The organism is Rhizobium laguerreae (assembly GCF_002008165.1).
GTDB lineage: Bacteria > Pseudomonadota > Alphaproteobacteria > Rhizobiales > Rhizobiaceae > Rhizobium > Rhizobium laguerreae.
Map to the genome: position 1 here is coordinate 1 of NZ_MRDM01000002.1, position 25,832 is coordinate 25,832.

General features: G+C 60.2%; 33 protein-coding genes and 2 pseudogenes. 22 read left to right on the forward strand and 13 right to left on the reverse strand.

The annotated features are described in order from the left end of the window. The 3 genes from BS630_RS00040 to BS630_RS00045 form a co-directional block, all read left to right on the forward strand. Nucleotides 1-538: sterol desaturase family protein (locus tag BS630_RS00040; protein ID WP_143529382.1), on the forward strand; the 538-nt coding region annotated here is incomplete at its 5' end. Between the two features lie 367 nt (nt 539-905). Then, on the forward strand, nt 906-1,070 hold the full coding sequence (locus BS630_RS37160; protein ID WP_017959352.1) for a hypothetical protein: 165 nt from the start codon (nt 906-908) through the stop codon (nt 1,068-1,070). Between the two features lie 292 nt (nt 1,071-1,362). Beyond that, nucleotides 1,363-2,085 (forward strand): Crp/Fnr family transcriptional regulator, encoded by a 723-nt coding sequence (locus BS630_RS00045; protein ID WP_077975706.1) that lies wholly within the window; start codon nt 1,363-1,365, stop codon nt 2,083-2,085. Nucleotide 2,086: 1 nt separating this feature from the next. Here the strand turns inward: BS630_RS00045 and BS630_RS00050 are convergent, their stop codons facing one another. Continuing rightward, a complete protein-coding gene (locus BS630_RS00050; RefSeq protein WP_077976258.1) occupies nt 2,087-2,326 on the reverse strand; it encodes a DUF6894 family protein in 240 nt (79 codons plus the stop codon). 220 nt (nt 2,327-2,546) lie between these two features. Between BS630_RS00050 and BS630_RS00055 the strand changes: the two genes are divergently transcribed. Together BS630_RS00055 and BS630_RS00060 are read left to right on the forward strand one after the other, a co-directional pair. After that, complete coding sequence (locus BS630_RS00055; RefSeq protein ID WP_077975707.1) at nt 2,547-2,795, forward strand: hypothetical protein; 249 nt, start codon at nt 2,547-2,549, stop codon at nt 2,793-2,795. A gap of 59 nt (nt 2,796-2,854) precedes the next feature. After that, nucleotides 2,855-3,100, forward strand: a complete 246-nt coding sequence (locus BS630_RS00060; protein ID WP_025393557.1) for a hypothetical protein — start codon at nt 2,855-2,857, stop codon at nt 3,098-3,100. A gap of 140 nt (nt 3,101-3,240) precedes the next feature. Here the strand turns inward: BS630_RS00060 and BS630_RS00065 are convergent, their stop codons facing one another. From BS630_RS00065 to BS630_RS00080, 4 genes are all read right to left on the reverse strand, one after another. After that, nucleotides 3,241-3,690, reverse strand: a complete 450-nt coding sequence (locus BS630_RS00065) for a type II toxin-antitoxin system VapC family toxin (protein WP_025393558.1) — start codon at nt 3,688-3,690, stop codon at nt 3,241-3,243. Then, entirely contained in the window at nt 3,687-3,938 is a 252-nt protein-coding gene (locus BS630_RS00070; RefSeq protein WP_025393559.1) for a type II toxin-antitoxin system Phd/YefM family antitoxin, read from the reverse strand. The genes BS630_RS00065 and BS630_RS00070 overlap by 4 nt, the downstream gene beginning before the upstream one ends. A gap of 111 nt (nt 3,939-4,049) precedes the next feature. Then, on the reverse strand, nt 4,050-5,072 hold the full coding sequence (locus BS630_RS00075) for a DUF4440 domain-containing protein (protein ID WP_077975708.1): 1,023 nt from the start codon (nt 5,070-5,072) through the stop codon (nt 4,050-4,052). Between the two features lie 9 nt (nt 5,073-5,081). Then, nucleotides 5,082-5,270, reverse strand: coding sequence for a hypothetical protein (locus BS630_RS00080; RefSeq protein ID WP_077976259.1), 189 nt, complete (start codon nt 5,268-5,270; stop codon nt 5,082-5,084). 180 nt (nt 5,271-5,450) lie between these two features. Here BS630_RS00080 and BS630_RS00085 point away from each other — a divergent pair, with 180 nt between their 5' ends. After that, nucleotides 5,451-5,690 (forward strand): DUF982 domain-containing protein, encoded by a 240-nt coding sequence (locus tag BS630_RS00085; protein ID WP_077975709.1) that lies wholly within the window; start codon nt 5,451-5,453, stop codon nt 5,688-5,690. Between the two features lie 26 nt (nt 5,691-5,716). Here BS630_RS00085 and BS630_RS00090 read toward each other — a convergent pair whose 3' ends face one another. The 4 genes from BS630_RS00090 to BS630_RS00110 all read right to left on the reverse strand — a co-directional run bounded on the left by BS630_RS00090 (nt 5,717) and on the right by BS630_RS00110 (nt 7,924). Continuing rightward, on the reverse strand, nt 5,717-5,941 hold the full coding sequence (locus BS630_RS00090) for a hypothetical protein (RefSeq protein ID WP_025393563.1): 225 nt from the start codon (nt 5,939-5,941) through the stop codon (nt 5,717-5,719). Continuing rightward, nucleotides 5,938-6,141, reverse strand: coding sequence for a hypothetical protein (locus BS630_RS00095; protein WP_025393564.1), 204 nt, complete (start codon nt 6,139-6,141; stop codon nt 5,938-5,940). Before BS630_RS00095 ends, BS630_RS00090 begins: the two co-directional genes overlap by 4 nt. Nucleotides 6,142-6,152: 11 nt before the next feature. Then, complete coding sequence (locus BS630_RS00100; protein WP_017963219.1) at nt 6,153-6,416, reverse strand: hypothetical protein; 264 nt, start codon at nt 6,414-6,416, stop codon at nt 6,153-6,155. An 860-nt stretch (nt 6,417-7,276) separates the two neighbouring features. Continuing rightward, entirely contained in the window at nt 7,277-7,924 is a 648-nt protein-coding gene (locus BS630_RS00110) for a S24 family peptidase (protein WP_077975710.1), read from the reverse strand. Between the two features lie 140 nt (nt 7,925-8,064). Between BS630_RS00110 and BS630_RS00115 the strand changes: the two genes are divergently transcribed. From BS630_RS00115 to BS630_RS00160, 9 genes and pseudogenes are all read left to right on the forward strand, one after another. Then, nucleotides 8,065-8,256 carry a hypothetical protein gene (locus BS630_RS00115; protein ID WP_077975711.1) on the forward strand — a complete coding sequence of 64 codons (192 nt, stop codon included), beginning with the start codon at nt 8,065-8,067 and terminating at the stop codon, nt 8,254-8,256. Next, entirely contained in the window at nt 8,253-8,465 is a 213-nt protein-coding gene (locus BS630_RS00120) for a hypothetical protein (protein ID WP_077975712.1), read from the forward strand. The genes BS630_RS00115 and BS630_RS00120 overlap by 4 nt, the downstream gene beginning before the upstream one ends. Nucleotides 8,466-8,664: 199 nt before the next feature. Then, nucleotides 8,665-8,944, forward strand: a pseudogene (locus BS630_RS00125) (sigma-70 family RNA polymerase sigma factor). 51 nt (nt 8,945-8,995) lie between these two features. Next, nucleotides 8,996-9,361, forward strand: a complete 366-nt coding sequence (locus BS630_RS00130; RefSeq protein WP_077975713.1) for a hypothetical protein — start codon at nt 8,996-8,998, stop codon at nt 9,359-9,361. Next, complete coding sequence (locus BS630_RS00135; RefSeq protein ID WP_077975714.1) at nt 9,327-9,725, forward strand: hypothetical protein; 399 nt, start codon at nt 9,327-9,329, stop codon at nt 9,723-9,725. The genes BS630_RS00130 and BS630_RS00135 overlap by 35 nt, the downstream gene beginning before the upstream one ends. Further along, nucleotides 9,722-10,019, forward strand: a pseudogene (locus tag BS630_RS00140) (GcrA family cell cycle regulator). Before BS630_RS00135 ends, BS630_RS00140 begins: the two are co-directional and overlap by 4 nt. Next, nucleotides 10,016-10,213: a response regulator transcription factor gene (locus BS630_RS00145; RefSeq protein WP_077975715.1), complete on the forward strand. Its 198-nt coding sequence runs from the start codon at nt 10,016-10,018 to the stop codon at nt 10,211-10,213. Before BS630_RS00140 ends, BS630_RS00145 begins: the two are co-directional and overlap by 4 nt. A gap of 13 nt (nt 10,214-10,226) precedes the next feature. After that, nucleotides 10,227-10,820 (forward strand): hypothetical protein, encoded by a 594-nt coding sequence (locus BS630_RS00150; protein WP_077975716.1) that lies wholly within the window; start codon nt 10,227-10,229, stop codon nt 10,818-10,820. Nucleotides 10,821-11,894: 1,074 nt separating this feature from the next. Continuing rightward, nucleotides 11,895-13,469, forward strand: coding sequence for a carboxylesterase/lipase family protein (locus BS630_RS00160; protein WP_077975718.1), 1,575 nt, complete (start codon nt 11,895-11,897; stop codon nt 13,467-13,469). Nucleotides 13,470-13,544: 75 nt separating this feature from the next. On the opposite strand, the gene BS630_RS00165 is transcribed toward BS630_RS00160, so the two are convergent. Beyond that, the gene (locus tag BS630_RS00165) at nt 13,545-13,781 is read right to left on the reverse strand and encodes a hypothetical protein (RefSeq protein WP_131641599.1); all 237 of its coding nucleotides are present in this window, start codon (nt 13,779-13,781) and stop codon (nt 13,545-13,547) included. 165 nt (nt 13,782-13,946) lie between these two features. On the opposite strand from BS630_RS00165, the gene BS630_RS00170 reads away from it, so the two are divergent. The 7 genes from BS630_RS00170 to BS630_RS00200 all read left to right on the forward strand — a co-directional run bounded on the left by BS630_RS00170 (nt 13,947) and on the right by BS630_RS00200 (nt 20,900). Next, nucleotides 13,947-14,456, forward strand: coding sequence for a DEAD/DEAH box helicase family protein (locus tag BS630_RS00170; RefSeq protein WP_077975720.1), 510 nt, complete (start codon nt 13,947-13,949; stop codon nt 14,454-14,456). 750 nt (nt 14,457-15,206) lie between these two features. After that, nucleotides 15,207-16,214: an ABC transporter substrate-binding protein gene (locus BS630_RS00175; RefSeq protein ID WP_077975721.1), complete on the forward strand. Its 1,008-nt coding sequence runs from the start codon at nt 15,207-15,209 to the stop codon at nt 16,212-16,214. A gap of 241 nt (nt 16,215-16,455) precedes the next feature. After that, a complete protein-coding gene (locus BS630_RS00180) occupies nt 16,456-16,695 on the forward strand; it encodes a hypothetical protein (protein WP_077975722.1) in 240 nt (79 codons plus the stop codon). Nucleotides 16,696-16,721: 26 nt separating this feature from the next. Continuing rightward, a complete protein-coding gene (locus BS630_RS00185) occupies nt 16,722-17,276 on the forward strand; it encodes an SCO family protein (RefSeq protein WP_158081394.1) in 555 nt (184 codons plus the stop codon). Then, nucleotides 17,239-19,350, forward strand: a complete 2,112-nt coding sequence (locus tag BS630_RS00190; protein ID WP_077975724.1) for a sensor histidine kinase — start codon at nt 17,239-17,241, stop codon at nt 19,348-19,350. The genes BS630_RS00185 and BS630_RS00190 overlap by 38 nt, the downstream gene beginning before the upstream one ends. 14 nt (nt 19,351-19,364) lie before the next feature. Continuing rightward, nucleotides 19,365-19,712, forward strand: coding sequence for a response regulator (locus BS630_RS00195; protein WP_245310371.1), 348 nt, complete (start codon nt 19,365-19,367; stop codon nt 19,710-19,712). A 12-nt stretch (nt 19,713-19,724) separates the two neighbouring features. Beyond that, nucleotides 19,725-20,900, forward strand: coding sequence for a response regulator (locus BS630_RS00200; RefSeq protein ID WP_245310372.1), 1,176 nt, complete (start codon nt 19,725-19,727; stop codon nt 20,898-20,900). Nucleotides 20,901-21,277: 377 nt separating this feature from the next. On the opposite strand, the gene BS630_RS00205 is transcribed toward BS630_RS00200, so the two are convergent. The 3 genes from BS630_RS00205 to BS630_RS00225 all read right to left on the reverse strand — a co-directional run bounded on the left by BS630_RS00205 (nt 21,278) and on the right by BS630_RS00225 (nt 25,148). Beyond that, nucleotides 21,278-21,781, reverse strand: coding sequence for a P-loop nucleotide/nucleoside kinase family protein (locus BS630_RS00205; protein ID WP_077975726.1), 504 nt, complete (start codon nt 21,779-21,781; stop codon nt 21,278-21,280). Between the two features lie 951 nt (nt 21,782-22,732). Continuing rightward, on the reverse strand, nt 22,733-24,268 hold the full coding sequence (locus tag BS630_RS00220) for a winged helix-turn-helix domain-containing protein (protein ID WP_245310373.1): 1,536 nt from the start codon (nt 24,266-24,268) through the stop codon (nt 22,733-22,735). Nucleotides 24,269-24,452: 184 nt separating this feature from the next. Further along, nucleotides 24,453-25,148, reverse strand: a complete 696-nt coding sequence (locus BS630_RS00225; RefSeq protein WP_077975729.1) for a class I SAM-dependent methyltransferase — start codon at nt 25,146-25,148, stop codon at nt 24,453-24,455. Between the last annotated feature and the right edge of the window lie 684 nt (nt 25,149-25,832).

Below are 25,832 nucleotides of genomic sequence, written 5' to 3' on the forward strand. Positions count from 1 at the left end.
ATGGCGGCTGCACGAATTTCACCACGCAGCCGAAGAGTTCAACGCGCTGACTTCGTCGCGGGAGCATCCGCTGGAGAAGGCGATAAATATGGCCATCATGGTCGTTCCGGCGCTGCTTGTCGGCCTGCCAACGGCCGAATTCGCCGTCGTGACCATCACCTTTGGCGCTATTGGTCTGGTCAAGCACAGTGCCATTCCCTGGCATGGCTGGTTTGGCAAATACGTGATCCAGTCACCACGCGACCACTTCATCCATCACTCCCGAGTGCGGGAACATCATGACAAGAATTTCGCCAATTATTTCCCGATCTGGGATCATTTGTTCGGTACCTATTACGAAGGCGATGCAGACCGTGCAAAGCTCGGTCTGGACCGCGACTACTTCAACCAAACCGATCCGTTCCGCGAAACCATCGCCACAGAAATCCGTTTCTTCCAGCGCGCGGGGCAAGCTGCCAAGGCCACGTGCGGCATAAGCCCCATAAGCGGAAAACCTGCCTCGCCCCAGGGGCTGTCGGGCCCGGAAGAGCGCCGGTAGCGCAAAGCTCGCATCGCTCTGTTGTGATAAGCGGCTCCATGTGGCGCAGAACGTGCTTGTGAGATCATCGCCAAACCCTGCCGCATCCCTGATCGTCCTCGCGCGTTTGCCGCTATGGATCAAAAAGAAGCCCCGCCGAAACGGGGCAATTTGGGAACGGACGGATCGCACAGGAAGGAAGGGTTGACGTACAGCCCCGTCACAAGAGGGGCACCTGTGCGATCCTTGTGATCTAACCCATAGATAGTCGGAAAAGTTCCTGTGCGGTTCCGCACCCAGCGCCCCGTGCCTGAAGGATTGATATCGGCACCTTGTTTCATCCGAATAAGAGCACATCTCGATGGAGTAAGCGTCGTCAGGAAAACAAATGGCTTACGAGCCTGATATGGCCATCGTCTTCGATAGCGCGACAAAGGCGGTGATCGTCAGTTTCCGCGGAGTCACGGTCTATCTGCCAGGTCCCTATGCTGACCGAAAGGCGGCCGTCCTGACCGCCGAAGCGCATTGCCGCCGGCTTGGCTGGCGAGATTGATTGCGATTTATGTCAACGATCCACAAAAGGCAGATATTAATATTAGGAATCGCTCGTCCTTTCGCAATGAGCGCGCATGCCGAGGCAAAATGTGCTAAGGTCTTTGCCAGGTATCGAAAGATCGCTACCGATTTCTCGTCGCTGGTTGTCAACAATTTCAGCGGCTTATGTGCGGTTTTGTCATAAACGCACAGTTCCTTGGGACCTATGGTCAAACCAACGGCCGTCCCGTAGTTTTTCACCAACTCACAGGCGTTTGGTTTTGACATCCAAGCTCCCATGCGGAGCCGCTATGACTCACATTGACCAATCGACTGTCGAAAACACCCTGCTGAAAATGTTGAGCGCGGACCGCTTCGCACGCCTCTCGGAAGGGATGGAGCGCGTCGACCTGCCATTACGGCACGTTCTTGTCGGTAGCGACGTGCCGACCACGCATGTCTGCTTCTTGGAAAGAGGTCTGGCATCCATGGTTGTCAGCAGCATAGACGAAGAAGTGGTGGAAATAGGCCATATCGGGCGCGAAGGCGCATCCGGCATGCACGTCGTTCTGGCGGTAGAGACCACCCCCACGCGCACCTTCATGCAAGTCGCAGGGTCGGGAATTATGGTGCCGATGGAGGCGTTTCAGCGCGCGCTCGCCGATGATCCCGAGATGAAGGATTTCTTCCTTCGCTATGTTCACACAACCGTGCTGCAGCTCGCCCATTCGGCGCTCGCGAATGCGCGCTACAATATGCATGAGCGGTTGGCGCGGTGGATCCTGATGTGTCACGACCGCCTTGAAGGCAATAACCTGGCCATTACCCATGAATTTCTGGCATTGATGCTCGGCGTCCGCCGTTCGGGCGTTACCAATGAACTACACGTCCTTGAGGGCGTCCACGCCATCCGATCGACCCGCGGAAACGTGCGAATAATGGACAGGGAAAAACTGATCGAAATTGCCGGTGGCTGCTATGGAGTGCCGGAGCGCGAATACGAAAAGCTGCTGGGTCCGCTCCGCGCCAGGTAGATCAGCCCACTCGCTTAACCGCTTCCGAAAAGGGCAGCACGAGCAGGATATCGCCTGTTTCGTTTCTGATCTCGACGCTTCTTGACGCAATGTCATATCCAAGCAGCACGGCACTGCTCATCAGCGCGCGAGCATCACGCACCGCTTCAATGCGAGCGGCATCCGGATCAGGAAGCTCTGTTCCTTCCCAGTCTTCGAGCGATCCGGCTTCCGACAGGATATTGAAGTAGAAGCGTGGCATTCGAAATCCTTCAAAGCCCGGCGGGATAAGTCGCTTATTTTGCCGTTCCGCAGCGTTCAGATCAACAGCATTGGGCATTCTTTCGTCATCGGCGCCGATGTCCTTACGGCCACTGTGCGCAACCGCACTGATAGTTGGCGGCGAGGAACCAATGGATTAAGTTTTTAACGCGAGCTTCAACTCAAGACTAATCTGGAGCGGCGACGCGTCGGAGGATGATATGATCGATTTCAATCTCTCGCTCCAGACGAAGGACGTGAACGTACTTACGGAGGCCGTGCGGACCTGGTACCGGCATAATCACGTCACACCGACGGAAGGAGCAACGCAATTGCTCTGTAGCGCGGCTGTCGATCTTTTTAGCCAGGGGCACAGGACGCCGGAGGAACTCGCTACGCTGCTGATCGCCAGGTTTGACAGCCCTCATTCGCTGAAGATCAACGCGACGACGTCCGCTGCTCATCACTAGCGATATCGGTCCCATCCCTTGGCGAACCGTAGGCGCTCTCGGATTTTGGAGGCATCGAAATGCTTCAGTCCCTCATTACATTGTCCGATCAAGACATCGAAGTCGTCATCACTGCGGTTCGGCAGTGGTGTACAAGGAACCACTGTGAGATCGATAGCAACGAAGGCCGCCGCGCCCTGACCCTTGCCATCGATCTCGTTCAGAACTCCGCCCGGGACACACTCCTCCAGAACTTGACGGAGCGCCTTGGCCCCTGGTCCGGTCAGATGGACGCGGAAACCTCCAGCCTAGCCAACCAGCAATGAGTGCCTCCATCTAGATGAATATCGGGGCGGGCGGGACATCATTGAGCCAACGCCTAGCAATCGTAGCGCGGCCGGCGAAGCATCCTACTCGCGAGATATTTGCGATTCGGTCGGCGGCGTCTTGGCAGCGCCGGTAACGATCATTCCGACCGGAACGCGGCAGGAAGATCAACAGCGACATCAAGCGGCTGGAAATGCCGCAAGTTTTCCGTAATGACAGTGAGGTCATAGGCGCGCGCGGTCGCCGCGATGATAAGATCGCCAAGCCCGGGATGACGGCCTTGGCTCTCGGCTTCATCTTCCAGAGCGCCGACGATGCGCGCGACAACCGTATCCATCGGCAAGATCCGATCGCCGAAACTCTCGGTGATGACGTCCAGCCATGCCGAAAGGCGCTTTGCCCTCTCGACCCCACCGCGACGGTGAAGGCTCCGCATTCCCTTCTCGATCTCCGCGACCGACAAAGCCGATAGAAACAGGCTGTCGGCTTCGCCATGCTCATGAAACCATGCTCGCACCGGATCGGATGGCGGCACCTTGCCCGGCGCGAGCTTGGAAATGATATTCGTGTCGAGAAGATAGGCGGTCACAGATCGATATCGCGCATTTTCGAAGAGTTCCGCTCCAGCTCGACTCCACCGGGAAACGTCAACAGGAAATCCCCGAAATTCGGCCGTGGCTTCTTCAAAGCCCTTTTCGCGGCCTCGGCCGCTTCGACGGACACAAGCACGGCGGCGGGCTTTCCGTGCCGCGTGATCGTCACGAATTCCCCGTTTGCCGCTTCATCCACCAGACCGGCGAAACCGGCCTTTGCCTCTGCCACGCTGATCGTCGACATTGCGGCCTCACGTCTTAAATGACCATATATGGTCAAAATAGACAGTGACGCCGACGGAATCAAGAGGGGAATTTTCCAAAGGGCGTAGCGGCCAGACGCCGGCGGTCGAGGCTATTGGCTCGGAGCCCCGGCGCTCAACAGCGCCCGCACCAATGCCGCCTGGCTGCGGACGCCGGTTTTGTCGAAGATGCGCTGTAGTTGAGTGCGCAACGTGTTGACACTGACCCCGAGCCGATCGGCGGCGGCGGCGAGGTCATGGCCATCGACGATCAGGCGCGCAAGCCGGGTCTGCGCCGGCGAGAGGCCGAAGACCTCCCGCGCACTTGCGATCCGGCGCACCAGCGTCTCGGCGTCGTCGAAGGAGATGAGCGTCTTGCCATCCTCAAGCAGAACCCAGCAGTGGAGCGGAATCCCCGCCGCGTCCTCGCCGAGCGCCACCGACCAGGCCTGCTTCGGCGCGATGTTCAGCGGTCTCTGGCTCTGCAGTTCGTGGAATGCCACCCGCACCGCCTCGCGCAGTGCAGGGTCGCGTTCGCGCCGCCTTGCGCGTAGGCGGCCGGCGGCGGCGATGAGCCCGGGATGGCCAGGCATCCGCTCCCGCGCCAGCCGGTTCGTCCAGAGGATCTTTGCATCCGCGTCGACCTCGATCAGTGGGCAGCTCGCCTCCTCGACGCTGCTCTCCATCATCACCATGCAGCCAATTTTCCAGGCGCCGTCGATCCGGTGGAGGATCCGGAGCTGGCGCTTGCGATCCTCGCCGGTGTCGCTGCCGATCTGATCGAAGGTCATCCAGGCCATGTTGCCGTCGACGACGATATTGACCTTTTCCCAGCGGACGCGCTCCGAAAAGGCGTGTTTCTCCGGGAAACGCTCGACGATCTTCTTGATTCGCGCGGCGATCGGGTCCCAGCCTTCGTCGACCCGGACGCCGAGCGAGGTGAAATATTCCATCCGCCGGGTCTGCGGCGACTGCACCCAGTGGCTTGCCAGCGCCTCGAAGTCCCGCTGCAGCCAGGCCTCGGTTTCGGCGCGGATCACTGCCATGATCGCCGCCCGATCAGCCTCGCCGTCGTTCATCGCGCGATCCCCCGTGACAACGGATCGCAGCATAGCATGATCGCTCTGTCGGAGCATGACGGCACCTCATGCCTTGATGACGCCAGCCAGAAGCAGCGTTGCACCGGCGGTGGTTGCGATCAGCCCGAGGAGCCGAAGCCTCAGGCGCGGCAGGGTGATCTGATTTCGGTAGTATCGGTCCTCGGCCGAAGCGCCCATCTGCGTCGGGCGGTGGCGGTTTGGCATGTGCGCGGCGACGAGACTCTGAAGGTCCATTGTGTTGCCTCCCGGTTCGGGCTTCATCTGCTGCATCCTCGCACGCATCCGAGCCGTGCTCTGTCATGCAGGCGGAGGACATCGGCTCGGCTCCCGGCCGGCGAACGAAGAATCAACTCAACCGGAACGAGTCCCGCAGTGATTCGTTGAGTCGCGTGTCCAGCGTGAGGGGGCTGCATCATGAGCAGGCGACGAAGCTTCAAACCGGTGAAGATCACCATCAATGGCAAGGTGAGGACGGTCTATAATGTCGTCCAGGCCGGCAACACTTTGCTGAATGATTGGCCCGAGCAGACGCCGGCGGCCAAGGTGGCCGAGCGGCTTGTGCTTGATGTGTTCAACGATGCCGCCGAGCCGGAGCAGGTGCGGCGGGCATTCATTACCGCGGCGAAGGCGAGCGACATCAAGTTCAGTTCCTGATCCGTGGCATCTGGCAAGGCCCTGGCTCACTTCCATGACACATGCTCCTGGTTTCGCAGATCCCAGGTTTTGAACTGCGTCTCCATCCAGGCGGCCGAGACGATGGCCGCGAGGAAGCCGAAGGTGAGGCAGGCGATGGCCTGGACCCGCCACGAGACGAAGGTGACCGGCGCCGGGGTGGTAGGCTTTTCAGCGCATTCGCCGGGCGGGCAGGCGCAGCCGGAAAAGGCCTTGATCAGGCAATCGCTCATGCTGCACCGCCTTTCACCGTGTCGATGGCGTCGAGGATCTTCCGGTGAAGCGCGCAGCCGTGAACTTTGCTGCCGTCGAAAAAGCGTTCGGCCTCCACCAGCGCCTTCAGGAGATCGGGTGCCCCGGCCGTGAAACGGGCCTTGGCGCGAGGAAGGCAAGAGCTCTCGGTTGAACCAGGTGTAAGGTTGGCGGCAGACATCTCCGTTCCCCTCAGGCGTAGAATTGATCGTTGTTGGCGATACCCATGATCTCGCGGGCATAGCGGTAATGCTCCTCGACGGAGGCTGCCGCCCCGCGCAGCCAGGACGGGCCGCGGATTAAATGTTCGGGACGGCGGAGGAACGCAAAGCCGAGCGCGCCCATGCGCTGGGCCTCGATCGCCATATAGGCGCGGCAGTCGCCGATCGTCTGCGCGCCATTCCAGCGGGCATCCCGCCTGCTTTCCTCGGTCTCGATATTGCGGATGTGCTGCATTGCCTGTCCTCTCGCCCATTTGATCGGCTTGAGGCGAAAGGTATATATAATACCCTATCACGTCAATGATGAGAGGTATAAAAAATACCTCAGGAATTGACGAGGTACGAATCGTAGGTCTATGTCTGGGGCCAGTGATTGGGCGACCGGGTGCAACTCCCGAGCTGACGAAGCCCAGCGGCGCGGGAAGCGAAAGTCCTTAAGTGCGCTGTCAGAAAATCAGGACGAGGGCGAAGCGAATGGCCCCTCTGGCACGTGTCCCATCCCGGCTCCGGCCTTCAGGACTTGGCCAATGCTCTCCCGGCTTCATGGGCTTTGCTCATGGGGTAGGGGGAAGCTTTGGCCGGAACCCTCCCTCACCAGCCTTCAGGAACCTTCTCCTCCCAAGCCTAAGAGATAGGATAGAGAACTGAAGTTGAAGTATGATGATGAAAGCAAAAAAGGGAGGCGGTCGCGCGAAATCGAAATCGCTGACGAGGTGATCGAGGCGGTCTAGATCACTGCATTTTTGAGGTCCATGGGAGGAGAAGCTGCCGAAGGAGATGTTCCCCGCAGTCATCCGGTCCATGGTGGCGGTGACGAGAGTGGTGCGCGAACAGCATCCAGAGCTTCCACAATTTATGGTTTCAGAGGGGAATCGTCCCGATATCCCTCGTGATCATGGCTAGAGCTCGGCGAGCTTCAGAGCGAAATCCTACAGGCCGTACATCTCGCGCGCAGCGCTGTACGCCAGGAGAAACACCGCGATCGTGGCGATGTAGAACCAGATTCTGCCGGCGCGTGATGAAGGGCGGATCATTCTGTTTTCCGTTAAATATGATTGATTCGGGGCGTTATTTCAGAGCCTTGAGCGCTCATCCTTACATCTCGATGATCGATCGGCGGACGCGGCCGACGATGGTGACGGCGCCCTGGAATTCCGGTGGCGGCACGTCTTCGTAGGAAGCCGGCTGGAAGGGCGGGTCGTCGTTCGGGCGATAGCGCTTGTAGGTTGCGGCCCCCGTCTCGTCGGCGACGACATAAAGCGCGTTCGGCGCCAGGCGCTTGTCGCGCAGATTGACGAAAATGATCGAGCCCGGCGGCGAGATCTTGTTCATCGAATTGCCGTCGACCTCGAGCGCGATCCATTCGCCATCGGGCAGATCGAGGGCGGCGACCGTCGAGAATTCCGAAAAATCGGTGATCGGCGCCTGCTCGCTCAGCTGGCCGGCGCTGACCCAGGAGATTTTCGGGACATCGGCGACGGAGGCGGGCAGCTCATCCGGATCGAGCGCGTTGCCGGCGCCGAACTGCAGCCAGTTGAGATTGACCTTGAAAGCGCGGGCATATTTCTTCGCATCGGCAATGCCGAAGCCGTTGCGGCCGGATTCATGCGCCTTGTAGACATTGGCATTCCAGCCGAACCGATCGACGATCGCTTTCGGGCCGGCAAAACCGGCATTCTTCCGGGCCATGACCAGCCGCTTTGCGCGTTCTTCGCGCTCAAATTGTTCCTGATCTTTCAACATGATATAAAAAATACCCTAAATTAAGGTACATGTCATGCCCTAATGTGCTTGACATTTAAGGTATTAATTGTACCCTAATCGCCATGACAAACACCGACATCATCAGCGACCACATAGCTTCTGGCTGCGGAGACGGGGCCATGAGGTTCACCATCTCAAGCGAAGAGCGGCTCGCCATGGACGTCATGCCGACCGGCATCGTCATTCACCGGCCGCACGGCCCAAGGGGAGGGCGGATGTCGGTGATCCCCGTTCGCAACGAGGATATCCCGTTTCTCGCCAAGGCCCTGCAGCAGGTGCTGAACGCCAACCGGGAGGTGGAATCGATATGAGCATCGCCACCTCCGCCCGCGAGATCCTGCGACCGAGCGGCCGCTACACCGGCTGCCCGATCTGCGCAAAGGCGCTGTCGATCGCCGAGGTGATCGAGCGCCACTGCGAGAATTGCGATCGGCCGACGCGCCCGGAAGAGATGCGGGAAACGATGATCCCGCCCGGCGCGCTGCCGATCCCCAACCCCGATAGCCCAGCCCCTCCCTGAGGCTATCGGCCGCTGGCGTCGTTGCCCTCCCTCGGCGACGCCAGCCCACCCAGGCGGCGGCCTGGCAGACGACCGGAGCCTTTGCTCGCGCAAGAGCCGGCTCCGGTCGTCATCGATGAATTTGAAAATGAAGCACGAGGCCAGCACCCGCTCCGGCGGGAACGGCGAGCCGCGTCCGAAATTGAAGAAGGATCAAGCGATGAGCATCCAGGCCGAGGCCGCGCCAGCGCAGCAAAACACGCACATGAATGCGCTCGAGCTCTTCCGCACCGGCCGGGACTATATCGAAATCGCTGCCATCCTCGGGAGGTCGGTGCCGTCGGTGGAAACCGAGATCCACACGCTTCGAAGCGCCGAGAAGGGCGACACCGCGCAGCAGGACCATGACGGCTCAAAGATCCGGCGATTTCCCCGCCGCTCCGCGAGGCCCGGCGCCCCGGTCAATTTTGCCCGGCGGGCGACGGAGGCTGCGGGTTTGAGGCCAACCATTCATGCGGCCGTGGCGGCCTCAACCGGGAAGGGGACATCGCATGGCTAAGGACACGGTGAGTGAGGAGATCATGGAAATCCTCCGGCCGGTGCTCGGCGAGGAGCTGGCGGCAGCGATCATCGAGCATCGCAAGCGCACGCTGAGGAAGCCGCTGACGGCCTATGCAGCGCGAATGCAGGCCAGAGAATATCTGATGACCGGCGATCCGGTCGGCGCCGCCGAGATGCAGATCTTCCGCGGCTGGCAGGCGATCAAATGCGACTGGTACCTCAAGGAGAAGGCGAGGGAAGCCGGGTCGATCAACAGCAGCACGAGAAGGACAGCAGTGGATGCCGCACGAGATTTCCCCTCTGGTGAAGATCATTTCGGGGATGCTTTCTGGCTTCCCGGCATCCGCAGGCACTGATCCCGACATGCAGATCCGCGCCTATCTCGTCGCCGTCGAGGGCCTGCCGGCAGAGGCGGTCTGGCGGGCTGCCAAACGCTTCATCTCCGGCCAGGTGAGGGATCATAACCGCGCCTTTGCGCCGAGCTCGGCGAGCTTTGCCGAGGAGTGCCGCCAGCAGCAGGCGGCGATCGAGGCCGAGCGCCGGCCTCGCCTGGAAGCCGAGCCCGAGGTGCCGCGGCCGAAAGTGCCGGCCTACAAGATGCAACTGCTGCGCGATGCGGCCAATGGCAGCCGCAGCGCCAAGCGGGAGCTCGCCCGCATGTTTCCCGACAACCCGATCATCGCCCGCGCCGCGCGCGATGCACAGGAGGCAGCCAAGTGACCATCACCTTTTGGACGGAAGACAAGATCGTCAAGGCGGAAAAGCTCTGGAAGGAAGGGCTGTCGGCGAGGGAAATCGCCACCCTGTTCGGCTCGAAGAAGAACACCGTCATCAACATGGCGCATCGCAACCGCGACAGGTTCCCCTCGAGGCAGGACCTGGCATCCGCATCCGAAGGCAGGCCCGCCTGTCCAGCCGATCCGCCACCCCGACCGCGTCACGCGGGTGACCCTGTCGGGCGCGCATGTGACGATGCCGCGCGTGCCGAGCATCGATGGGCCTGCGGAGCCATGAGCCAGGTCACCCCACGCGAAACCGAAGTGATCCGCTGGATGGCGGCGGGCAAGACGGCCGCCGAGATCGGCACCATTCTCGGCATCTCGCCGATCACCGTGAATACGCACATCGCCAACGCCAAGATGAAGCTCGGCGTCTTCAAGGAGACGGCGCTGGTCGCCGCGGCACTCAGAAACGGCATCATTCGATAGAAGGACCATCAGCATGGGCGGCAAAGCCACCAAGGTGAAGACAGCACGGGTTAACAAGGGCGCCGGCCGGCCGCGCAAGGAAAATGTCGAGCGTTTTCCCTGCGGCAAGATCAAGCCCTTCGAAACCGAAAAGGACAATATCAGCGTCGCGATATCAGCCCGCCGCCGCATCCACGGCTTCGGCCGGACGGTTGATGACGAGACGGTCAGGAGCCCCTTTGCCGGCTACACACTCGGCCGCATGTTCCTGGACGGCCTGATCACCGCCGAACAGCGCCAGGCCGGCGACGACTATGCCGAGGCGATCGCCCGCTACCACAAGACCACAGGCATCCCGGCCCCGAGCCCGAGGGCGCAATCGCTGTTCACAGTCAAAGGCCATGAAGGCGAACAGACCGAAACCTTCGCCGACCGCGCCCGCAAAGCCAGCAACCGCATGATGGCGCTGCAGGGCATCCTGCTGCGCTGCCCTGATGGCCCGCAGGTGCGCAGCATGGTCTATAACGTCACGGTGATGGACTATGACCACCTGCGCCAGATGCCGCCGCAGCAGTTGCTGTGGCTGCGGCGGGGGTTGACGGCGTTGCGAGGGGCGAGGGGTGGGTGATGAAATGGAGGCCGATTGCCGCTATCGAATGCTGTCTCGGTTCCTATATGCTTACTCGAAAGCATCGGAGGATTTTGAATGGCTACGGTTGAAACTCGGATAAAAGAGAGAATTGCGGGACGTCCGGGATTGACCGAATCCGAGTTGGCTGTGGCCATTTTTTGAATGAAAGGATATCAGCAGCGCGTAAGTGCCACCGATGAGGCTGATGGACCGAAGCGGCCGTGCCATCGCTATCGATTTGCTGCGGCTTGCAATACCCTGAGAAGGGTTTGGACTTAGTTCACACACACGGTGTTTGCCACAAAAGAAAAAAAGTCGTCAGCCTCCGGCTCGAATGTGGGGCCAGCCATGTCGAGACAATAGACCCCCTCGCCGAGAGAGGGGCAAAGGCAGTACCTCCAAGAGGCACCGCTGTCCGCAATAGCGACCGCATCGGCGGGGATAGGATGCCCTTCGGGACGTGGGCCTGACAGTGCACGGTAGGAGGCAGACTGGTAAAGCTGAAAGGAGGGATGCGGTTCGACGGAGGACGCGGGCTCGGGCTCGGGCTCGTAGATATAGAAATCTCGCGTAGTTGAGCCCACCCCAACCGCACGAATGAACTCAAGGTATTGTTTGGAAATGCTGGGGTAGCGCGTTGCAATCCTCACAGCGACTATTTCAGACACCGGCTGCAGCGACGATAATTCATTTGCGCGATCCAAGTCGAGCAACTGCGCGATTCCACTCATCATAGGGTTTTCAACCTCTTCCCCTCTCTTGCCGCACTTTGCAGCCTCGGCTTGTCTACAACGATAGCCGACATGATCGCAATTGGCGCATAGTCGCCATAGCGCTCCACGGCTGGTGGCGTTTGATGCAGAATATCGGAATTATTCCGCTCAGGTGTGAGCGGCACACCGCTTACGCTTTATATGCGGTTAATGGGGTGCCTTCGTCGTCTGCCCAATGGAGCGCTATGGCACCTATCCACCGATAGCGACTTTGGTCGACGTCTGACGGACCCTTTCCGTTGCCGCTCCATGGGAGTATTTTGCTCCAAACTGTTTCAACTTGGCGTTGGAGAGTGCAGTGTTTGTGGACGGCAGTCGCAAGTTTCTGCTCTTTTTGGCCGTCGTATCGTGTCAGCTGACGTTCGCGCCACAATTGGGTGCGGCAGACGACACCGTTACCATCGACAGCGGAATGCTGAAGGGTGAGAGGTCGGGCACGGTCGTCAGCTTCAAGGGCATACCCTATGCGGCGCCACCGGTTGGTGATCTGAGATGGCGCAATCCGAGACCAATGGAGACATGGAGCGGGATCAAGGATGCCCGCAATTTCGGTCCGTCCTGCATGCAGGCCGGTGACCTGCCGAAGTCAGAAGATTGTTTGACCCTCAATGTCTGGACACCCGCCAAGCGTCCCCGGACCCCACTGCCGGTGATGGTTTGGATTTATGGCGGCGCTCTTGCCGAGGGAAACACCCTTCAGTATCCTGGTGACCAGCTGGCCGCCCGGAGAGTTGTGTTCGTCAGCATGAACTACCGTGTAGGCCGATTAGGCTACTTTGCCCATCCGGCGCTGATGAAGGAATCCCCTGATGAGCCCGTCGGCAATTATGGTTACATGGACCAGCTTGCAGCCTTGAAATGGGTCCAGCAAAATATCGAAGCCTTCGGCGGCGATCCGAAGAAAGTGACGATATTCGGAGAGTCGGCCGGTGGCGGCTCGGTGATGGCGCACATGATATCGCCACTGTCACGGGGGCTTTTCCGCGGCGCCATTCTACAGTCACCGGGTCTGCCTAGCGCGCGTGCTGAGAGCACGCCTTTATCATCTTTGAAAGAAGCAGAGAAAACCGCGATGGACTATGCGGCTTCTCTGGGAATCGATGGCAGCGATGCCGACGCTCTCACCGCCCTTCGGGCGCTGCCTGCTGAAAAGCTGACCGAAGGTGCATCGGCACACGACGTGCTGGCGGGAATATCGACCGGCAAGCCCGTCATCGGCGTCTCAGGCCCGATCATTGACGGACGGTTTTTGCTCGAAACGCCTGAAGCGGCCTTTGCGGCCGGCCGCCAGGCGCCGGTTCCCGTCATCGTCGGGGCAAATAATCGAGATCTCGGTCTCGGTGAGGCCGCGACGAAAGACGATCTCTTCGCGCTGTTCGGGAAGCATGCAGCCGAAGCCCGCACCCTCTACGATCCGACCGGCCAACAGACGCTCGATGAGCTGAAGCAGCAGGTTCTGGCCGACAAAACGCTTGTCGAACCGTCGCGCCACCTCGCTGACGAGATGATCCGCGCTGGTCAGCCGACGTGGTGGTATCGTTTCTCCTATGTCGCCGAGGCCCTCCGTACCGATCCGGCATGGAAAGGCACTCTGCACGGCTTCGAAATTCCGTTTACGCTCAACATTCCGGACGCACTGGTGAAAGACAAGGTTACGCCTGCCGACTGGGCCATGGCCACATTGGCGAGTGCCTACTGGGTCCAATTTGCAACGAGCGGTGATCCCAATGGCGGCTCACGGCCAAAATGGCCCCACCACGACCCCTTCGTCCACAGGGTCATCGACTTCACCAATCACGGCGTGACGTTCGGAGCAGATCCGCTGAAGCAGAGGCTCGACCTCTGGCAAAGCTATTGGGAGGAAAAGGAGTGACGGGGTCGGCGCCGCCCGAATTCTGGCACCGTTGTCGCGCCATTCAGCGGGGGGTGCGAAGCCGTCTGGAAGGCTTCACGAGGCTGAGAATTTCACCATGACACCCCGCTGGCGAAAGTAGGCCTCCATCCGCTTCCTGCCGGAACGGTTATTCTGCACGAGCCTGGCCGGGTCGAATACGGCCTCTTTCGCACCCGCCCGCGTCAACGCTGCCTTCAGGGCCGCGATATGCACGTCGATGTCGGCATTGTCCGCCTGGAGCGACTCATAAATGCGGTTTGTTGCATCTGCTACGGTCGGTTCGCTCACGATTACACTCCTGTTGTCGTCTGGCTGGCCTGACCGTATTGGGGTGAAACCTGTTCACGTCAATGGGTGACAATGGATTGGAACATTTCGTCCACTTTCGAAGATGAACCACCAGAAGCGTTCCCAGCTAGAGTGTCTTCTCACCGAAGTCCATGATAAGCGGCGCCTATGGGAATCAAGAACTATCTGATCGAAGGCGGTTCCGGCACCGGGAAAACGTCCGTCGCTACCGAACTGGAGCGGCGGGGCTATCATGTCGTTCATGGTGACAGGGTCTTGGCCTATGTCGGCGACCCCGAGACGGGCCAGGCGCTCGCAGGACCACCCGAAGGCGCGGACCGCATCGTTTGGGGATACGCCCACTGGATCTGGCCTGTCGACAAGGTCCGCGCTATTGCTGCCGACACCACCCATCCTGCCACCTTCTTCTGTGGCGGCTCGCGCAATTTCCACAAATTCCTGGACCTCTTCGACAAGGTTTTCGTGCTCGATATAGACGTTGAGACCTTGAATCGACGGTTGGATGGGCGGCCGAATGAGCCGGGCTTCGAGCCGGCCGAGCGGGCGCTGGTGCTCCGCTACCATCATACCCGGGAATATCTTCCCATCGGCATCAGTATCGACACGACGGGTACCGTCCCAAGTGTCGTCGACGATATCCTCGCTCAACTCACCTGACGCCCTGAAAGTGTTGAGAATGGGAGGAAAAGCAGTGACGGGGTCGGTGCCCGTCGCTTAGCCCCATGTCAGAGTTCCCAAAGAGACGACCACGTGTCCAGATTCGGTCAGAGCGCAACACCATTGTTGATTGCCCAAGTACTGAAATGCCCTTTGGCGGCAGGTCTGCGCTCTATCGCCTCTCGTAACCCCCGAATTGGTTCGTCTTTATCCCCTAGCAGCCAAGCTGCGCTGACTGACAGCAGAGACGGGCGGTTCCGGAGGGCAGCAGCGAGATGCTGCATGTCACGATGAGAGTCTAGCCACGGGATGTCGTGCCGCGAGAGTAAGCTCAAACATCCAGAATGCGACTCAAAGCCGTCAATGACAGCCGCCGAAATAGGGCGTATGCTTGCTTATCGCTGGCTAGGACCCTGCAAGCGTCAGCGACTGGGAGCGCAAGACTCCCGCCTTCGGGCGCGCCGACAAGCCGACAAGATGTCACCCTTTGCCGGAATCTCTTTTGCTCGAATCCGGTCCAGACCCCTTTTTGTAGTTCGGAGCAGCGTACTGATGCCGATCATCCAAACCTGTCGCCGATTCCTGGCCGGCGCTGCAACGGTGGGCGCTGCTGGTATCGTCGGTCTTCCGGAGTCACTCCAGGCGGAACCGCTGGAAACGACCTCGGTTCGTCTACCGAATGGCGCTTCCTCGGCGAGTTTGAAGCGTGAGTTGAACACCTAATCCCATTCTCTCCAGGGGAGACGTGGCATGCAAGTCATCCAGAACCGCCGCCGCTTCTTGGCCGGCCTTTCGGCAGGTGTCGCCGCAGGTTTTCTTGGCGCTCCGCAATCGCTCCATGCGGAGCCGCCGCTGGAGACCACGCGCATTCGCTTGGCGAAGATCCCGAGCATTTGCGTAGCACCCCAGTATGTTGCAGAGGAACTTCTGCGTGCTGAGGGCTTCACCGAGATTGCCTATGTCGTCACAGGCGCCGGTGCGGCCCAGGCCTCCGCGGTGGCGAATGGCGAGATCGATTTTACCCTCAACTACGTGACTAATTTGATCGTTGCCTTGGACTCCGGCGCGCGGATCACTCTGCTCGGCGGCGTACATCCCGGCTGCTTCGAGCTGTTTGCCAAGCGTGGGATCGACAGCGTCGTCGATTTGAAAGGCAGGAACGTCGGCGTCCAGGGGCTCGGTACGGGCCCGCATCTGTTCCTCGCCAGCATCGCGGCCTATGTCGGGCTCGATCCGGCGCACGACATCAACTGGGTGGTGAACCCGGCGGTCAAGCCCAAGGAACTGTTCGCCCGCGGCGACGTCGATGCGTTCCTCGGCTTTCCGCCGGACCCGCAGGAATTGCGGCGCAGCAAGGTCGGGAACGTGATCATCAACAGCACTGTGGACCGGCCCTGGTCGCAATATTTCTGCTGCATGCTGTCCGCCAACAGCGATTTTGTGGCGGCGCATCCAGTTGCTACCAAGCGTGTGCTGCGCGCCGTCCTCAAGGCTGCGGATCTATGCACCGCAGCGCCGGCCCAGGTTGCCGAGCGCCTGGTGGCGGGCGGGTTCGCCAGCCACTACGATGATGCGTTCGCAGCGATCAGCGAGCTGCCTTACCGGAAATGGCGGGACTACGATTCCGCTGACACCGTCCGCTTCTATGCGCTGCGGCTGAAAGAAGTCGGTTTGATCAGCGCCTCGCCCGACAGGGTTATCGCGGAAAGTACGGACTGGCGCTTCCTGAACGAAATCAAGCGCGAACTGAAGAACTGAGCTTGGTAGCGGCGGCCGGACTTACGCCCGGCTGGCCCATCCAGCCCGACGCCGAGCGATAGGGAGCGGAAAGGAACTTGGGTAACGTTACAGAAGGTTTAGTCGCCATGTAGAGGCCTGTGATCGAATTGGCGAGAATGCCGATCTGATTTTGTAAAGCGCCGCGCTCAAGTCGCTGACGGCACTTTGCGTCAAACCGAGCGCATGCTGCAAACTTGCAGCCCAGGAGGAGGATGCCTCAATGCAAACTACCCAGAGTCGCCGCCGGTTTCCCGCGGGCGTGTCCGCTCTTGCGGCAGCGGGTCTTTCCGGGAGTCACAATGCGGCGGCCGAAGATGTGCCGCCTGAAACCACCACTGCCCGCTTCTCGGACGCGCCCGGCATCTGCGTCGCTCCACAATACGTCGCCGAGGAGCTGATTATCGCAAGGGGGACAGACTGGCGCTTGTTCAGCGAGCTTAAGTGCGAGTTGAAGACATGAGCAGGTGGCCGATACTTCTGCTGTTATTGACGCTGCTTTCCGGGACGGCGCATGCGCATGACGCGCCGCACAACCAGCGACTGCCGATGATCGGACCGGCGCCGGATTTCACCCTGACATCGCAGAATCTGACACCCGTCTCGTTGCACGACCTCCGCGGCAAGGTGGTCGCGGTTGCGTTCATCTTTGCTTCCTGTTCCGACATCTGCCCGATGTTGACCGACAATATGGTGCGCGTGAAAGCCAAGCTGGGCCGGGCGTTCGGAAAGGAGATCGATTTCGTTTCGATCACTTTCGACCCGGAGCGCGACACCCCTGAGGTGCTTAAGGAGTACGCCAGGAATTTCGACGCCGACTCAAAGGGCTGGTCGTTTCTGACTGGCGATCCGGCGATTGTCCATGAAGTTGGACGCAAATACGGCGTTATCGCGAAGAAGACGGCGAATGGCGATGTCGATCACACTCTGCTGACGTCGCTCGTAGATCCGAATGGCATGTTGCGCGTTCAATATCTAGGCGCTGGTTTCGACTTGGAGGAATTCCGTGGTGATCTTCTTAGCCTCATGGACGAAGCCAAGTAACGTAGCAAGCTGGCTGATCGGCTGGGTTGCGCGGCTCCCGGCGCGCGTCCAGACCAAGCTGTTGATCGCGTTCCTGTCGATCGTCGGACTGCTGATCGTGCTTGGGGCCGTCGGGTTGCAGGTGCTGAGTGGGGTCAATGCTCAGACGACCGAGCTGATCAAGCTGCAGCGCAAGATTGCCGCCTATCGCCAGGTTCAGCACGACACGACGAACCAACTCTACAGCATCTCGACTGCGCTTTTGCTTCAGGACGAAAGGATGCTCGATGCAGCATTGCGCCAGCTCAACCAGTTTGGCTACGACCTCGACCGCATGGAGTTTGTCGCTGCAAGTGAGGAGCAAGTGTTGGGCCAGGTCCGGCAACAATACAACCAGATTACCGCGAAGGTTACACGTGTCGTCGAGCTGATCCGCGCCGGACGAACCGACGAGGCGCGCAGGATGCAGCTCGATGAGATCATACCGTCGTCCGACCGTCTCGAGCGGCTGGCCAACCAACTGGTCAACATTGCGGAATCCGACATGGTGGCGGCAATCGAGGCGACCGAAGGCGCGTACGGGACGTCGCGACTGATCGTGGTCTCCTTTGCGGTGGGCAGCATCCTGCTGGCACTCGGGCTCGGCTACATTATCTCTTGGTCATTGATCGAGCCGGTAAAGAAGATCGAGATGCGTCTGCGCCAGATCGCGGCCGGCGATTTTGCGCAACAGGTTGCCGTCGTCAACCGGGATGAGCTTGGTGTGCTTGCCAGAAATGTCAACCAGACGTCCGAGCAACTGGGGCGGCTATATCAAGAGGTGCAGGCGCGCACGGCCGAGCTTGCGCGCTCGGTTGGCGAACTGGAGGCGCTCGGGGAAGTCAGTAAGGCTGTGAATTCGACGCTCGATCTTGATACTGTGCTGCAGACGATCGTAGCGAAGGCGGTTCAACTGTCGAACACCGATGCGGGCACCATCTATGTGTTCAGCAGCACGAGCCAACAATTCCGCCTCCGCGCGACTTTTGGGATGAGCAACGAGCTAATTGCCGCAATTTCCAACCAGCCGATAGGGCTGAATGACCCGGGTATCGGCGACGCCGCACGGCGTCGCACGCCGATCCAAGTACCTGATCTCAACGAACAAACGCCGTCTTCCGTACAGAAGATCGTCCTCGACGCCGGATATCGTGGCGTCCTCGTGGTTCCATTGCTCAGGCCGGACAAGATCGTCGGTGCGCTTGTCGTCAGGCGCCGTAGGCCAGGTGAATTCGACGAACAGGTCGTGCACCTCATAGAAACCTTCGCAGCCCAATCAGTGCTCGCCATCCAAAACGCGAAGCTGTTCCGCGAGATTGAGGAAAAAGGCAGGGAGCTCGAAGCAGCCAGCCGCCACAAGTCTCAGTTCCTCGCGAATATGAGCCATGAGCTCAGGACACCGCTCAATTCCGTCTTGGGCTTCACCGAGCTATTGGTCGACGGGATCTACGGCGAGCTCCCGGACAAGGCGAAGGCTACCGTGGCGCGCGTACAAGCTAACGGCCACCACCTATTGGGGCTCATCAACGACGTGCTCGATCTTTCAAAGATCGAAGCGGGCCAGCTAACGCTTGCGCTCGAGGAATACTCCGTTGGGCAGATTGTTCAATCGACTGTGACGGCGGTGGAGCCGCTGGCGCGAGCGAAAGGTCTCATGCTCACGGCGACTGTTGCCGAGAAACTGCCAATCGGACGCGGGGACGAACGCCGCTTGACCCAGGTCCTCCTCAATCTTGCAGGCAATGCCGTCAAGTTTACCGAAACGGGTGCGATCGACATTCTTGCCGATGCGGTCGATGGACACTTCGAGATCACAGTGCGCGACACAGGTCCCGGCATTGCGTCTAAGGACCAGGCGCTCATCTTCGAAGAATTCCAGCAGGTCGACAGCAGCAGTACCAAGCAGAAGGGCGGCACCGGTCTCGGCTTGGCGATCTCGAAACGTATCGTTGAAATGCATGGCGGAACCATAGAGGTCGAGTCGGTTCTCGATTCAGGCTCGGCATTCCGCTTGAAGATCCCGATGCGGGTAGAGGAAAGCGCGGAGGCGGCATGAGCAAACGAATCCTGATGGTGGAAGACACCGAGGACAACCGCCAGATTATCCGCGATCTCTTGTCCACCACCGAATACGAACTGATAGAGGCCGCCGACGGTGCCGCAGGTGTCGCCGCCGCAGCAGCTGAGAATCCAAACTTGATCCTCATGGACATTCAGCTTCCGGTGATAGACGGCTATGAAGCTGCCCGCCGTATCAAGGCCGACCCGGCACTCCGGCACATTCCAATCATTGCCGTCACCTCCTATGCATTGTCTGGCGATGAGGCGAAAGCGCTTGCCGCGGGATGCGATGGCTACCTTGCAAAGCCGTTCAGCCCGCGTGTGCTGCTGGCCAAGATTCGCGCATTTCTTGCGTGAGGAGATGGGACATTGCACGATCCGCCACGCATTCTTGCCGTCGACGATACTCCGGAAAATCTCGAAATCTTGCGCCTTCGCCTTGAAGCGAACGGCTATCAAGTGATGACTGCCGCGGATGGCGAAGAAGGGCTTGTGAAGGTGCGTGAGTTCAAGCCGGATCTTATCCTCCTCGACATCATGATGCCTAAACTCGATGGCATCAGCGTTGTTCGCACGCTTAAGCAGGACGCCTCCCTTCGATCGATCCCGGTCATCCTTGTCACAGCGAAGGCCGATACGCGGGACGTGATCGAAGGATTGGACGCCGGCGGCGACGACTATCTGACCAAACCCTTTGAGCACAGGGCGCTGGTCGCCCGTGTGCGCTCGATGCTGCGCCAAAAGGCGCTTCACGACACGGTCGAGAGCCAGGCACTGCGCCTGGAGGATCAGGCCGCCCAATTGGCGGCATGGAATCGTTCCCTTGAACAAACGGTGGCTGAGCAGGTAACGGAAATCGAGCGAATGGGCCGGCTCAGGCGATTTTTGCCGGCGCAGGTCGCCGACCTTATCGTCGCAGCGGGGGATGGCGACACGCTTCTTCAAAGCCACCGGCGCGAGGTGACAGTCGTTTTCTGCGATCTGCGCGGCTTTACGGCCTTCGCTGAGACCACCGAGCCCGAAGAGGTGATGACAGTCCTCAGCGAGTACCATTCCTGTCTAGGAGAGCTAATCATTCGCTACGGAGGGACTTTGGAGCGTTTTGTCGGTGATGGTCTACTTGTCGTCTTCAACGATCCTTTGCCCTGCGCTGACCACACGGAAAAAGCCGTCTCCATGGCCACGGGGATGCGCGATGCCATTGACGAGCATTTGGAACAATGGCGCAAACGTGGCTATTTGCTTGGTTTCGGCATCGGCATCGCCCGTGGCCATGCAACCATCGGGCAAATCGGCTTCGGCCAGCGCTCGGATTATGCGGTCATCGGCACCATCCCCAACCATGCCGCCCGATTGTGCGAACAGGCCAAATCACGTCAGATCCTCGTCAGCCAACGAGTCTTCGGCGCAGTGGAACCGTTGGTCGAAGCCGCTACAGTTGGCGAATTGAGTGAAAGGCTTCCATCGCCCGATGCCGGCCTACGAAATTGTCCGGTGGCTTGGCTGACGAGCGCTGCCCCATATGAGGTAGAGCTAAAAGGTTGATACAGGTGGCGGAAGCAGTCGTTCCAGCGAAGGCAAGCGAACGGCTACAATTGGCGCAACCGCGACTTACAGTTTCGCCATCGGCGACGTCTACATTTGGGCAGTGGCAAAGGCCTCCTCAATGGCTGACATGAGGGCGCAAAGCAGCCTTATCCTTCGATAACGAAAAAGCCCGCTTAGGGGTGGATAACGGCCTGTCCGCTTCCGACGATCGGAAGGGGCAAGCCGCCGTCCGGCGGTGCTATTTCAACGGCAGGAACAGCTCCGCCACCGTCTCATGCTCCGGCGCCTCGGGGAAGAAGGCGGGCCGTCCTCACGAGCGAGCCGGCTCGGACCCGCTACGGCGTCGACTGAGAATACCCTGGCGCTGTGGCGCTTCATTCAAGGGCGGTGATGGCTGGATGGGTTTGCCGATCGTAAAGCGCCAACTCCTCGGCGGTTGGCGGCTCGAACAGCTTTGACCACCTAAGCAGGTCCGCCCGCGAGATGTCGAACGTGCCGGCAGGAAGCGCGGCGTTTCGCCGGCAGACTCGGTCCCAAAGCGCATCAAAGGGAACGTCGAGGAAGCAGAGGACGACGCGGGCACCAGCTGCGCGAGCTTCTTCCCGGCAGGTATCACGTTCTGCCCGTGACCACACACCCCAATCCACGACAACGTTACACTGAAGCCTGATGGCACGCAGAGCGATCTGCCATTGCAGGCTCTCGACTCTGCCTCGGCACGGACCGGTTTCGGCTTCCGGCGTGGAGATGCCGGGGTAAAGCCTGTGCATCCAGTCGTCTCCGGTCAGACGGAGGGCAGATGCTTCGTGTTCGATGATCTTGGCGAGCGACGTCTTCCCCGAACCGGGAAGACCGCAAGTGAGGTAGAGCGTGGGCATTGGAAAATCTCTGATTTTGGCTTGGCAAGGGGAAGCCGCCCCGCGGTGTCGTGCAGGACTGCGCTTCGCTCAAGGCCGCAAGGCGCGGCCAATCAGAGGTGTGTTGCCATGGTCTGTCTTGTAGGACCGCTCTGCTTGGGGGTCAAGACGGAGCGCATGGGTGAGCGCACCGGTGAGGTCGTCCAACCCACTGGCTGCTTTGTGGTGCCTCCAACAATGAGCTGACTGTCTGCATCCCGCTCGCAGGCGGCGCCTCCTATGCCTTGCAAATCAAGATCCGTAAGGAGGGGCAAAGAAGCAGTTCGCGTGGTCTTCGGTTGGGTGCAAGCAAATGTGAAAATGACTGTCTCCGGACGGAATGGTGTCACCATACGGAATTCGGAAGAAGTGTTGCTTTGTGACGAGGTGATGGTCGCCCGGATTGAGCAGCACTCTGAAACCGTCAGAACCGGTGCTCACGCTGGTACTCGGAATTTCGTGGCAATCGCCTCGTTCTTTGTCCCCTCGGCAGCAAGCGGGTGGATAGATCCATCCCGACTCGGTGTCGTGGGCGGTAGCGCCATTCCAGCAAGACAGCGTCGACAGGATAGCTGAGAAATACAAAGCGCGATTCATCTTTTGTGTTCCGGGGGCGGCAGGTCGCAAATCTGCCGGCAATTGTGAGCGAGGTCCTGCCGCATGTAACGAACGGACTCCGATCAAATGACGATATTTCCCCGATCGGCATCTTTGCCCGACCCTGTTTCGAATTAGAAAATCGTTTGCTGATATGGTCGCCCGCGAATTCCTCGACGCCGACCAAGGCAGGGGATGCGTCATGGACGTTTCACGACGCAGATGTTGTTCGCATCGCGGCTCGACTGGTCTATTCCTCCAACGGATATGATCTGGGGACCGGCGGCTTGTGACAGCGCCGCATCTGACGCGCGGTTTGGTCGCCGCTGGCCGGCCTCATTCGGGAAGCCCTGCCGTTCGCAAGGCCGCTGCCAGCGCGTCCATCAAGTACGGCTGAAACAGGTTCGTTCGCACGTAGCCGCCGACCGAGAAATTCGGCGCCACCTCCATCAGTCGTCGTGCCGCAGAGTGCGCGGCTTCGACATTGCCAAGGCCGACGTGGCTGGCCGCCAGATAGGCGTACGGGATGCTGAAGCCGGGATTTGCCCGGACCGCCAGAGCGGAGTATCTGGCTGCGTCGGCGAAGGCGCCGGCAAAGAGGTGGGTCAGGGCGAGTGCGCAGTAGGGATGGTAGCTCAGCGGATCGTCGAGCGGGCTCAGCCGCAGCGCCTTGTGCGCATGTTCCACCGCCCGCTGGTGTCGCTCGCTGTGGGCACTGACCAAAGCGCTGAAGCCAAAGGCCAGGGCCGAATTGTTGTTCAATGCGAGAGCCCGGTCGAGCACCTCGACGGCGGCGTCGTAGTCCCGGGTGAGGTTGGCGCGGACGAACGCGCCGATGCTCATCGCCTGCGGGTCGTCGCTGTTGATGCCTAACGCAATGTCGGCGTGGCTGAGTGCGGTCGCCTTGTCTGCGGGATCCAACCCGTTGCGCAGGTAGCGCTGCTCGTAACACCATGCGGCATAGCCATGCGCAGCGACATAGTCGGGCTGAAGCTCGATCGAGCGCGCCAGCAATTGCAGGGCCTTGTCCGTCTCGACGGGCGTGTTCGCGTGGGCGTGTGGCAGCGCCCGAAGGTAGAGATCGTAGGCGTCCAGACTTTCGGGCCGCTTGCGGTGCGCACGCTCGATCTCCGCACGGCGGACACTCGGTTCGATCGAGCCCACGATCTGTTCAGTCAACCGATCCTGGAGATCGAACACGTCCGTTGCCGCGCCCTCGAACCTGTCGGCCCAGACATTGGTGGCCGATGCGCCGTCGACAAGCTGGGCATTGATCCTCAGCCTCCCCCCGGACTGCCGCAAGCTGCCCTGCAGCAGGTAGCGAACGTGTAGTTCGGCGGCAATTGTGCGCAGATCGGCTTTCTCGCCCCTGAAGCCGAAGGAGGAATTGCGTGCGATGACGAACAGACCCGGGATCTTCGAGAGGTTGGTGATGATGTCCTCGACCAGGCCATCGGCGAAGTAGTCATTGGGCTCGTCGCGCATGGTGGCGAACGGCAGCACGGCGATCGAAGGGCCGCCGAGCGCACTCTCGTCGCTACGCTCCAGGGACAGGCGGTAGCCCCGCCGCGAGACGGTGGCCAAGACCGCATACCGCTCGTCGCCGAGCGCTCGCCGGATCTCGTGGATGCATTGAACGAGACTGTCGTCGGTAACGGCGGCACCTCCCCAGACGGCTTCGAGCAACTCGGCCTTGCTGACCAGCCTGTTTGCGTTCTGGACGAGGTGGCGAAGGACCGCAAAGGCCTGCGGCCTGAGGGCGATTGCATCGCCGTTCTCAAGACGGAGCGTCTCGCCTTCCAGGTCGACGACAACCTTGTCGTTGAGGATAAAGGTGGCAGTTGCTGGCGAACGGACCCTGACGATCCTCACGTGTGACGGATCCCGTCGCCTAGCATACACCAGGTCTTCGCCGACGGCTCTTCATCCTTTCAGGGGTCCGGCCGGCGCAATTTCGGCAAACGACCGGAACTCGCTCGTTACTCGGACGCGGCGTGGTGTGTGGTCGCAATGAAGCACGACCGCGCAGGAGGCGAAAAACGATGTCTACCCGTCGTCATGCTTTCACCACTGAAAAGAACAGGAATCGCGGCTTGGTCGTCAGGCTCTGATAGGCCTGCGGAAAAAGCGTCCGGGCGCGAGGATCGGGCTGGGGCTCGCTGACGATGTCGATCTGAAATCCGGCCGATTTCAGCGCGTCGAACATGGCATGCAGCGGCCGGTGCCAGAAGCGCATGGCGATATCCTTGCCGCCGCACTGCCAGGTCTCATCGAAGCTGTAGGTCTCGAAATAATCGTCGCGGCCGGTCGAGGCGTGATCCATGAAGGGATGGTGGGTGGAAAAGACCAGGCGTCCGCCTTCGGGCAGCAGCCGGTTGAATTCCGAAAGGGGCCTCGACCAGTCGGGCAGATAATGCATGACGAGCGAGGCAAGGATCAGATCGAAAGCTTTGTCCGCAAAGGGCAATGCTTCGTTGAGATCCGCCGTTAGCAGGCGCGCGCGCCCTTCCAGGCGACGATGCGCGATTTCAAGCATGCCGGCACTGGCGTCGATCCCGGTCACAACAGCCCCGCGCTCGAGCAGCGCTGCCGCATGCGCCCCGCCTCCGCATCCCGCATCGAGCACGGAAAGCCCCGCGACATCGCCAACCAGGGCAAGAATGGCCGGCCGCTCGTAATAGGCATTCCAGGCATTGACCTCGTTATCGGCGTCATAAGCCACCGCGAACGCATCATAATCATTCTCGGCCAAGATTTTCCCATTCCGAAGACTGTTCGAGGATGTGTGTCGGCTTCTGATGCGACCGACTGTGCCTACCTCTGATCAATTTTCAACCGCATTAACAGCTCAACATGGTAAGCGTCGCCGACCTTCAACGCATCGACCTCGATGATCGCCGCAAGCAATAGCGGCGAAAGCCCGAACTCCCGCGCTATACGGTTCACGGCGAGGACTGCCCCTCACCCTAACCTTGCCGGGGTCGAGCCACTCGTCTCGACCCGTCCTGCGGACCCCCGTAAAGACGGGAGAGCGGACGTGCCACGCAAGAGCGAGGTGGGAACGGAGACGTTGCGGAATGTGCCTTCGCCCCGCCTGCGGGGAGAAGGTGGCGGCAGCCGGTTGAGGGGCAGGCGGCGATCTCTGAACGGGGGCACTGAAAAGGTTGCTCAAGCCAAGGCCCCTCCGGCGCGGCACGCAGTGGTCGCTGTCGTCATCGAAGGCGCGGGGTTGTCGTTTCGATCGCGGGAAGGGAGGCGTCCACTGCATGCCGCACGACGCTGGTAGCGCGAAATTGTTACGCGCACTTTGCCGGGAACATACCAATCCGTAAGATTGCCGCGCTGGCCGTTCGACCGCTGCACTTTACCAAAATGTATAGTTCGGGCGAGGTCCCCGTGAGGTTTGGAGCGCAGGCTTGGCGCCATCATTGCCAAG

Excerpts from the sequence above, each read along its gene's own strand:
- BS630_RS00130 (WP_077975713.1), top strand. The coding sequence starts at position 8,996 with ATGGCTAAGGACACGGTGAGTGAGGAGATCATGGAAATCCTCCGGCCG.
- BS630_RS00170 (WP_077975720.1), top strand. The coding sequence starts at position 13,947 with ATGGGAATCAAGAACTATCTGATCGAAGGCGGTTCCGGCACCGGGAAA.
- BS630_RS00205 (WP_077975726.1), bottom strand. The coding sequence starts at position 21,781 with ATGCCCACGCTCTACCTCACTTGCGGTCTTCCCGGTTCGGGGAAGACG.
- BS630_RS00045 (WP_077975706.1), top strand. The coding sequence starts at position 1,363 with ATGACTCACATTGACCAATCGACTGTCGAAAACACCCTGCTGAAAATG.
- BS630_RS00110 (WP_077975710.1), bottom strand. The coding sequence starts at position 7,924 with ATGTTGAAAGATCAGGAACAATTTGAGCGCGAAGAACGCGCAAAGCGG.
- BS630_RS00115 (WP_077975711.1), top strand. The coding sequence starts at position 8,065 with ATGAGGTTCACCATCTCAAGCGAAGAGCGGCTCGCCATGGACGTCATG.
- BS630_RS00080 (WP_077976259.1), bottom strand. The coding sequence starts at position 5,270 with ATGGACCTTCAGAGTCTCGTCGCCGCGCACATGCCAAACCGCCACCGC.
- BS630_RS00175 (WP_077975721.1), top strand. The coding sequence starts at position 15,207 with ATGCAAGTCATCCAGAACCGCCGCCGCTTCTTGGCCGGCCTTTCGGCA.
- BS630_RS00135 (WP_077975714.1), top strand. The coding sequence starts at position 9,327 with ATGCTTTCTGGCTTCCCGGCATCCGCAGGCACTGATCCCGACATGCAG.
- BS630_RS00145 (WP_077975715.1), top strand. The coding sequence starts at position 10,016 with ATGAGCCAGGTCACCCCACGCGAAACCGAAGTGATCCGCTGGATGGCG.
- BS630_RS00100 (WP_017963219.1), bottom strand. The coding sequence starts at position 6,416 with ATGCAGCACATCCGCAATATCGAGACCGAGGAAAGCAGGCGGGATGCC.
- BS630_RS00195 (WP_245310371.1), top strand. The coding sequence starts at position 19,365 with ATGGTGGAAGACACCGAGGACAACCGCCAGATTATCCGCGATCTCTTG.
- BS630_RS00075 (WP_077975708.1), bottom strand. The coding sequence starts at position 5,072 with ATGCTCCGACAGAGCGATCATGCTATGCTGCGATCCGTTGTCACGGGG.
- BS630_RS37160 (WP_017959352.1), top strand. The coding sequence starts at position 906 with ATGGCTTACGAGCCTGATATGGCCATCGTCTTCGATAGCGCGACAAAG.
- BS630_RS00180 (WP_077975722.1), top strand. The coding sequence starts at position 16,456 with ATGCAAACTACCCAGAGTCGCCGCCGGTTTCCCGCGGGCGTGTCCGCT.
- BS630_RS00120 (WP_077975712.1), top strand. The coding sequence starts at position 8,253 with ATGAGCATCGCCACCTCCGCCCGCGAGATCCTGCGACCGAGCGGCCGC.
- BS630_RS00095 (WP_025393564.1), bottom strand. The coding sequence starts at position 6,141 with ATGTCTGCCGCCAACCTTACACCTGGTTCAACCGAGAGCTCTTGCCTT.
- BS630_RS00090 (WP_025393563.1), bottom strand. The coding sequence starts at position 5,941 with ATGAGCGATTGCCTGATCAAGGCCTTTTCCGGCTGCGCCTGCCCGCCC.
- BS630_RS00050 (WP_077976258.1), bottom strand. The coding sequence starts at position 2,326 with ATGCCACGCTTCTACTTCAATATCCTGTCGGAAGCCGGATCGCTCGAA.
- BS630_RS00085 (WP_077975709.1), top strand. The coding sequence starts at position 5,451 with ATGAGCAGGCGACGAAGCTTCAAACCGGTGAAGATCACCATCAATGGC.
- BS630_RS00055 (WP_077975707.1), top strand. The coding sequence starts at position 2,547 with ATGATCGATTTCAATCTCTCGCTCCAGACGAAGGACGTGAACGTACTT.
- BS630_RS00070 (WP_025393559.1), bottom strand. The coding sequence starts at position 3,938 with ATGTCGACGATCAGCGTGGCAGAGGCAAAGGCCGGTTTCGCCGGTCTG.
- BS630_RS00060 (WP_025393557.1), top strand. The coding sequence starts at position 2,855 with ATGCTTCAGTCCCTCATTACATTGTCCGATCAAGACATCGAAGTCGTC.
- BS630_RS00150 (WP_077975716.1), top strand. The coding sequence starts at position 10,227 with ATGGGCGGCAAAGCCACCAAGGTGAAGACAGCACGGGTTAACAAGGGC.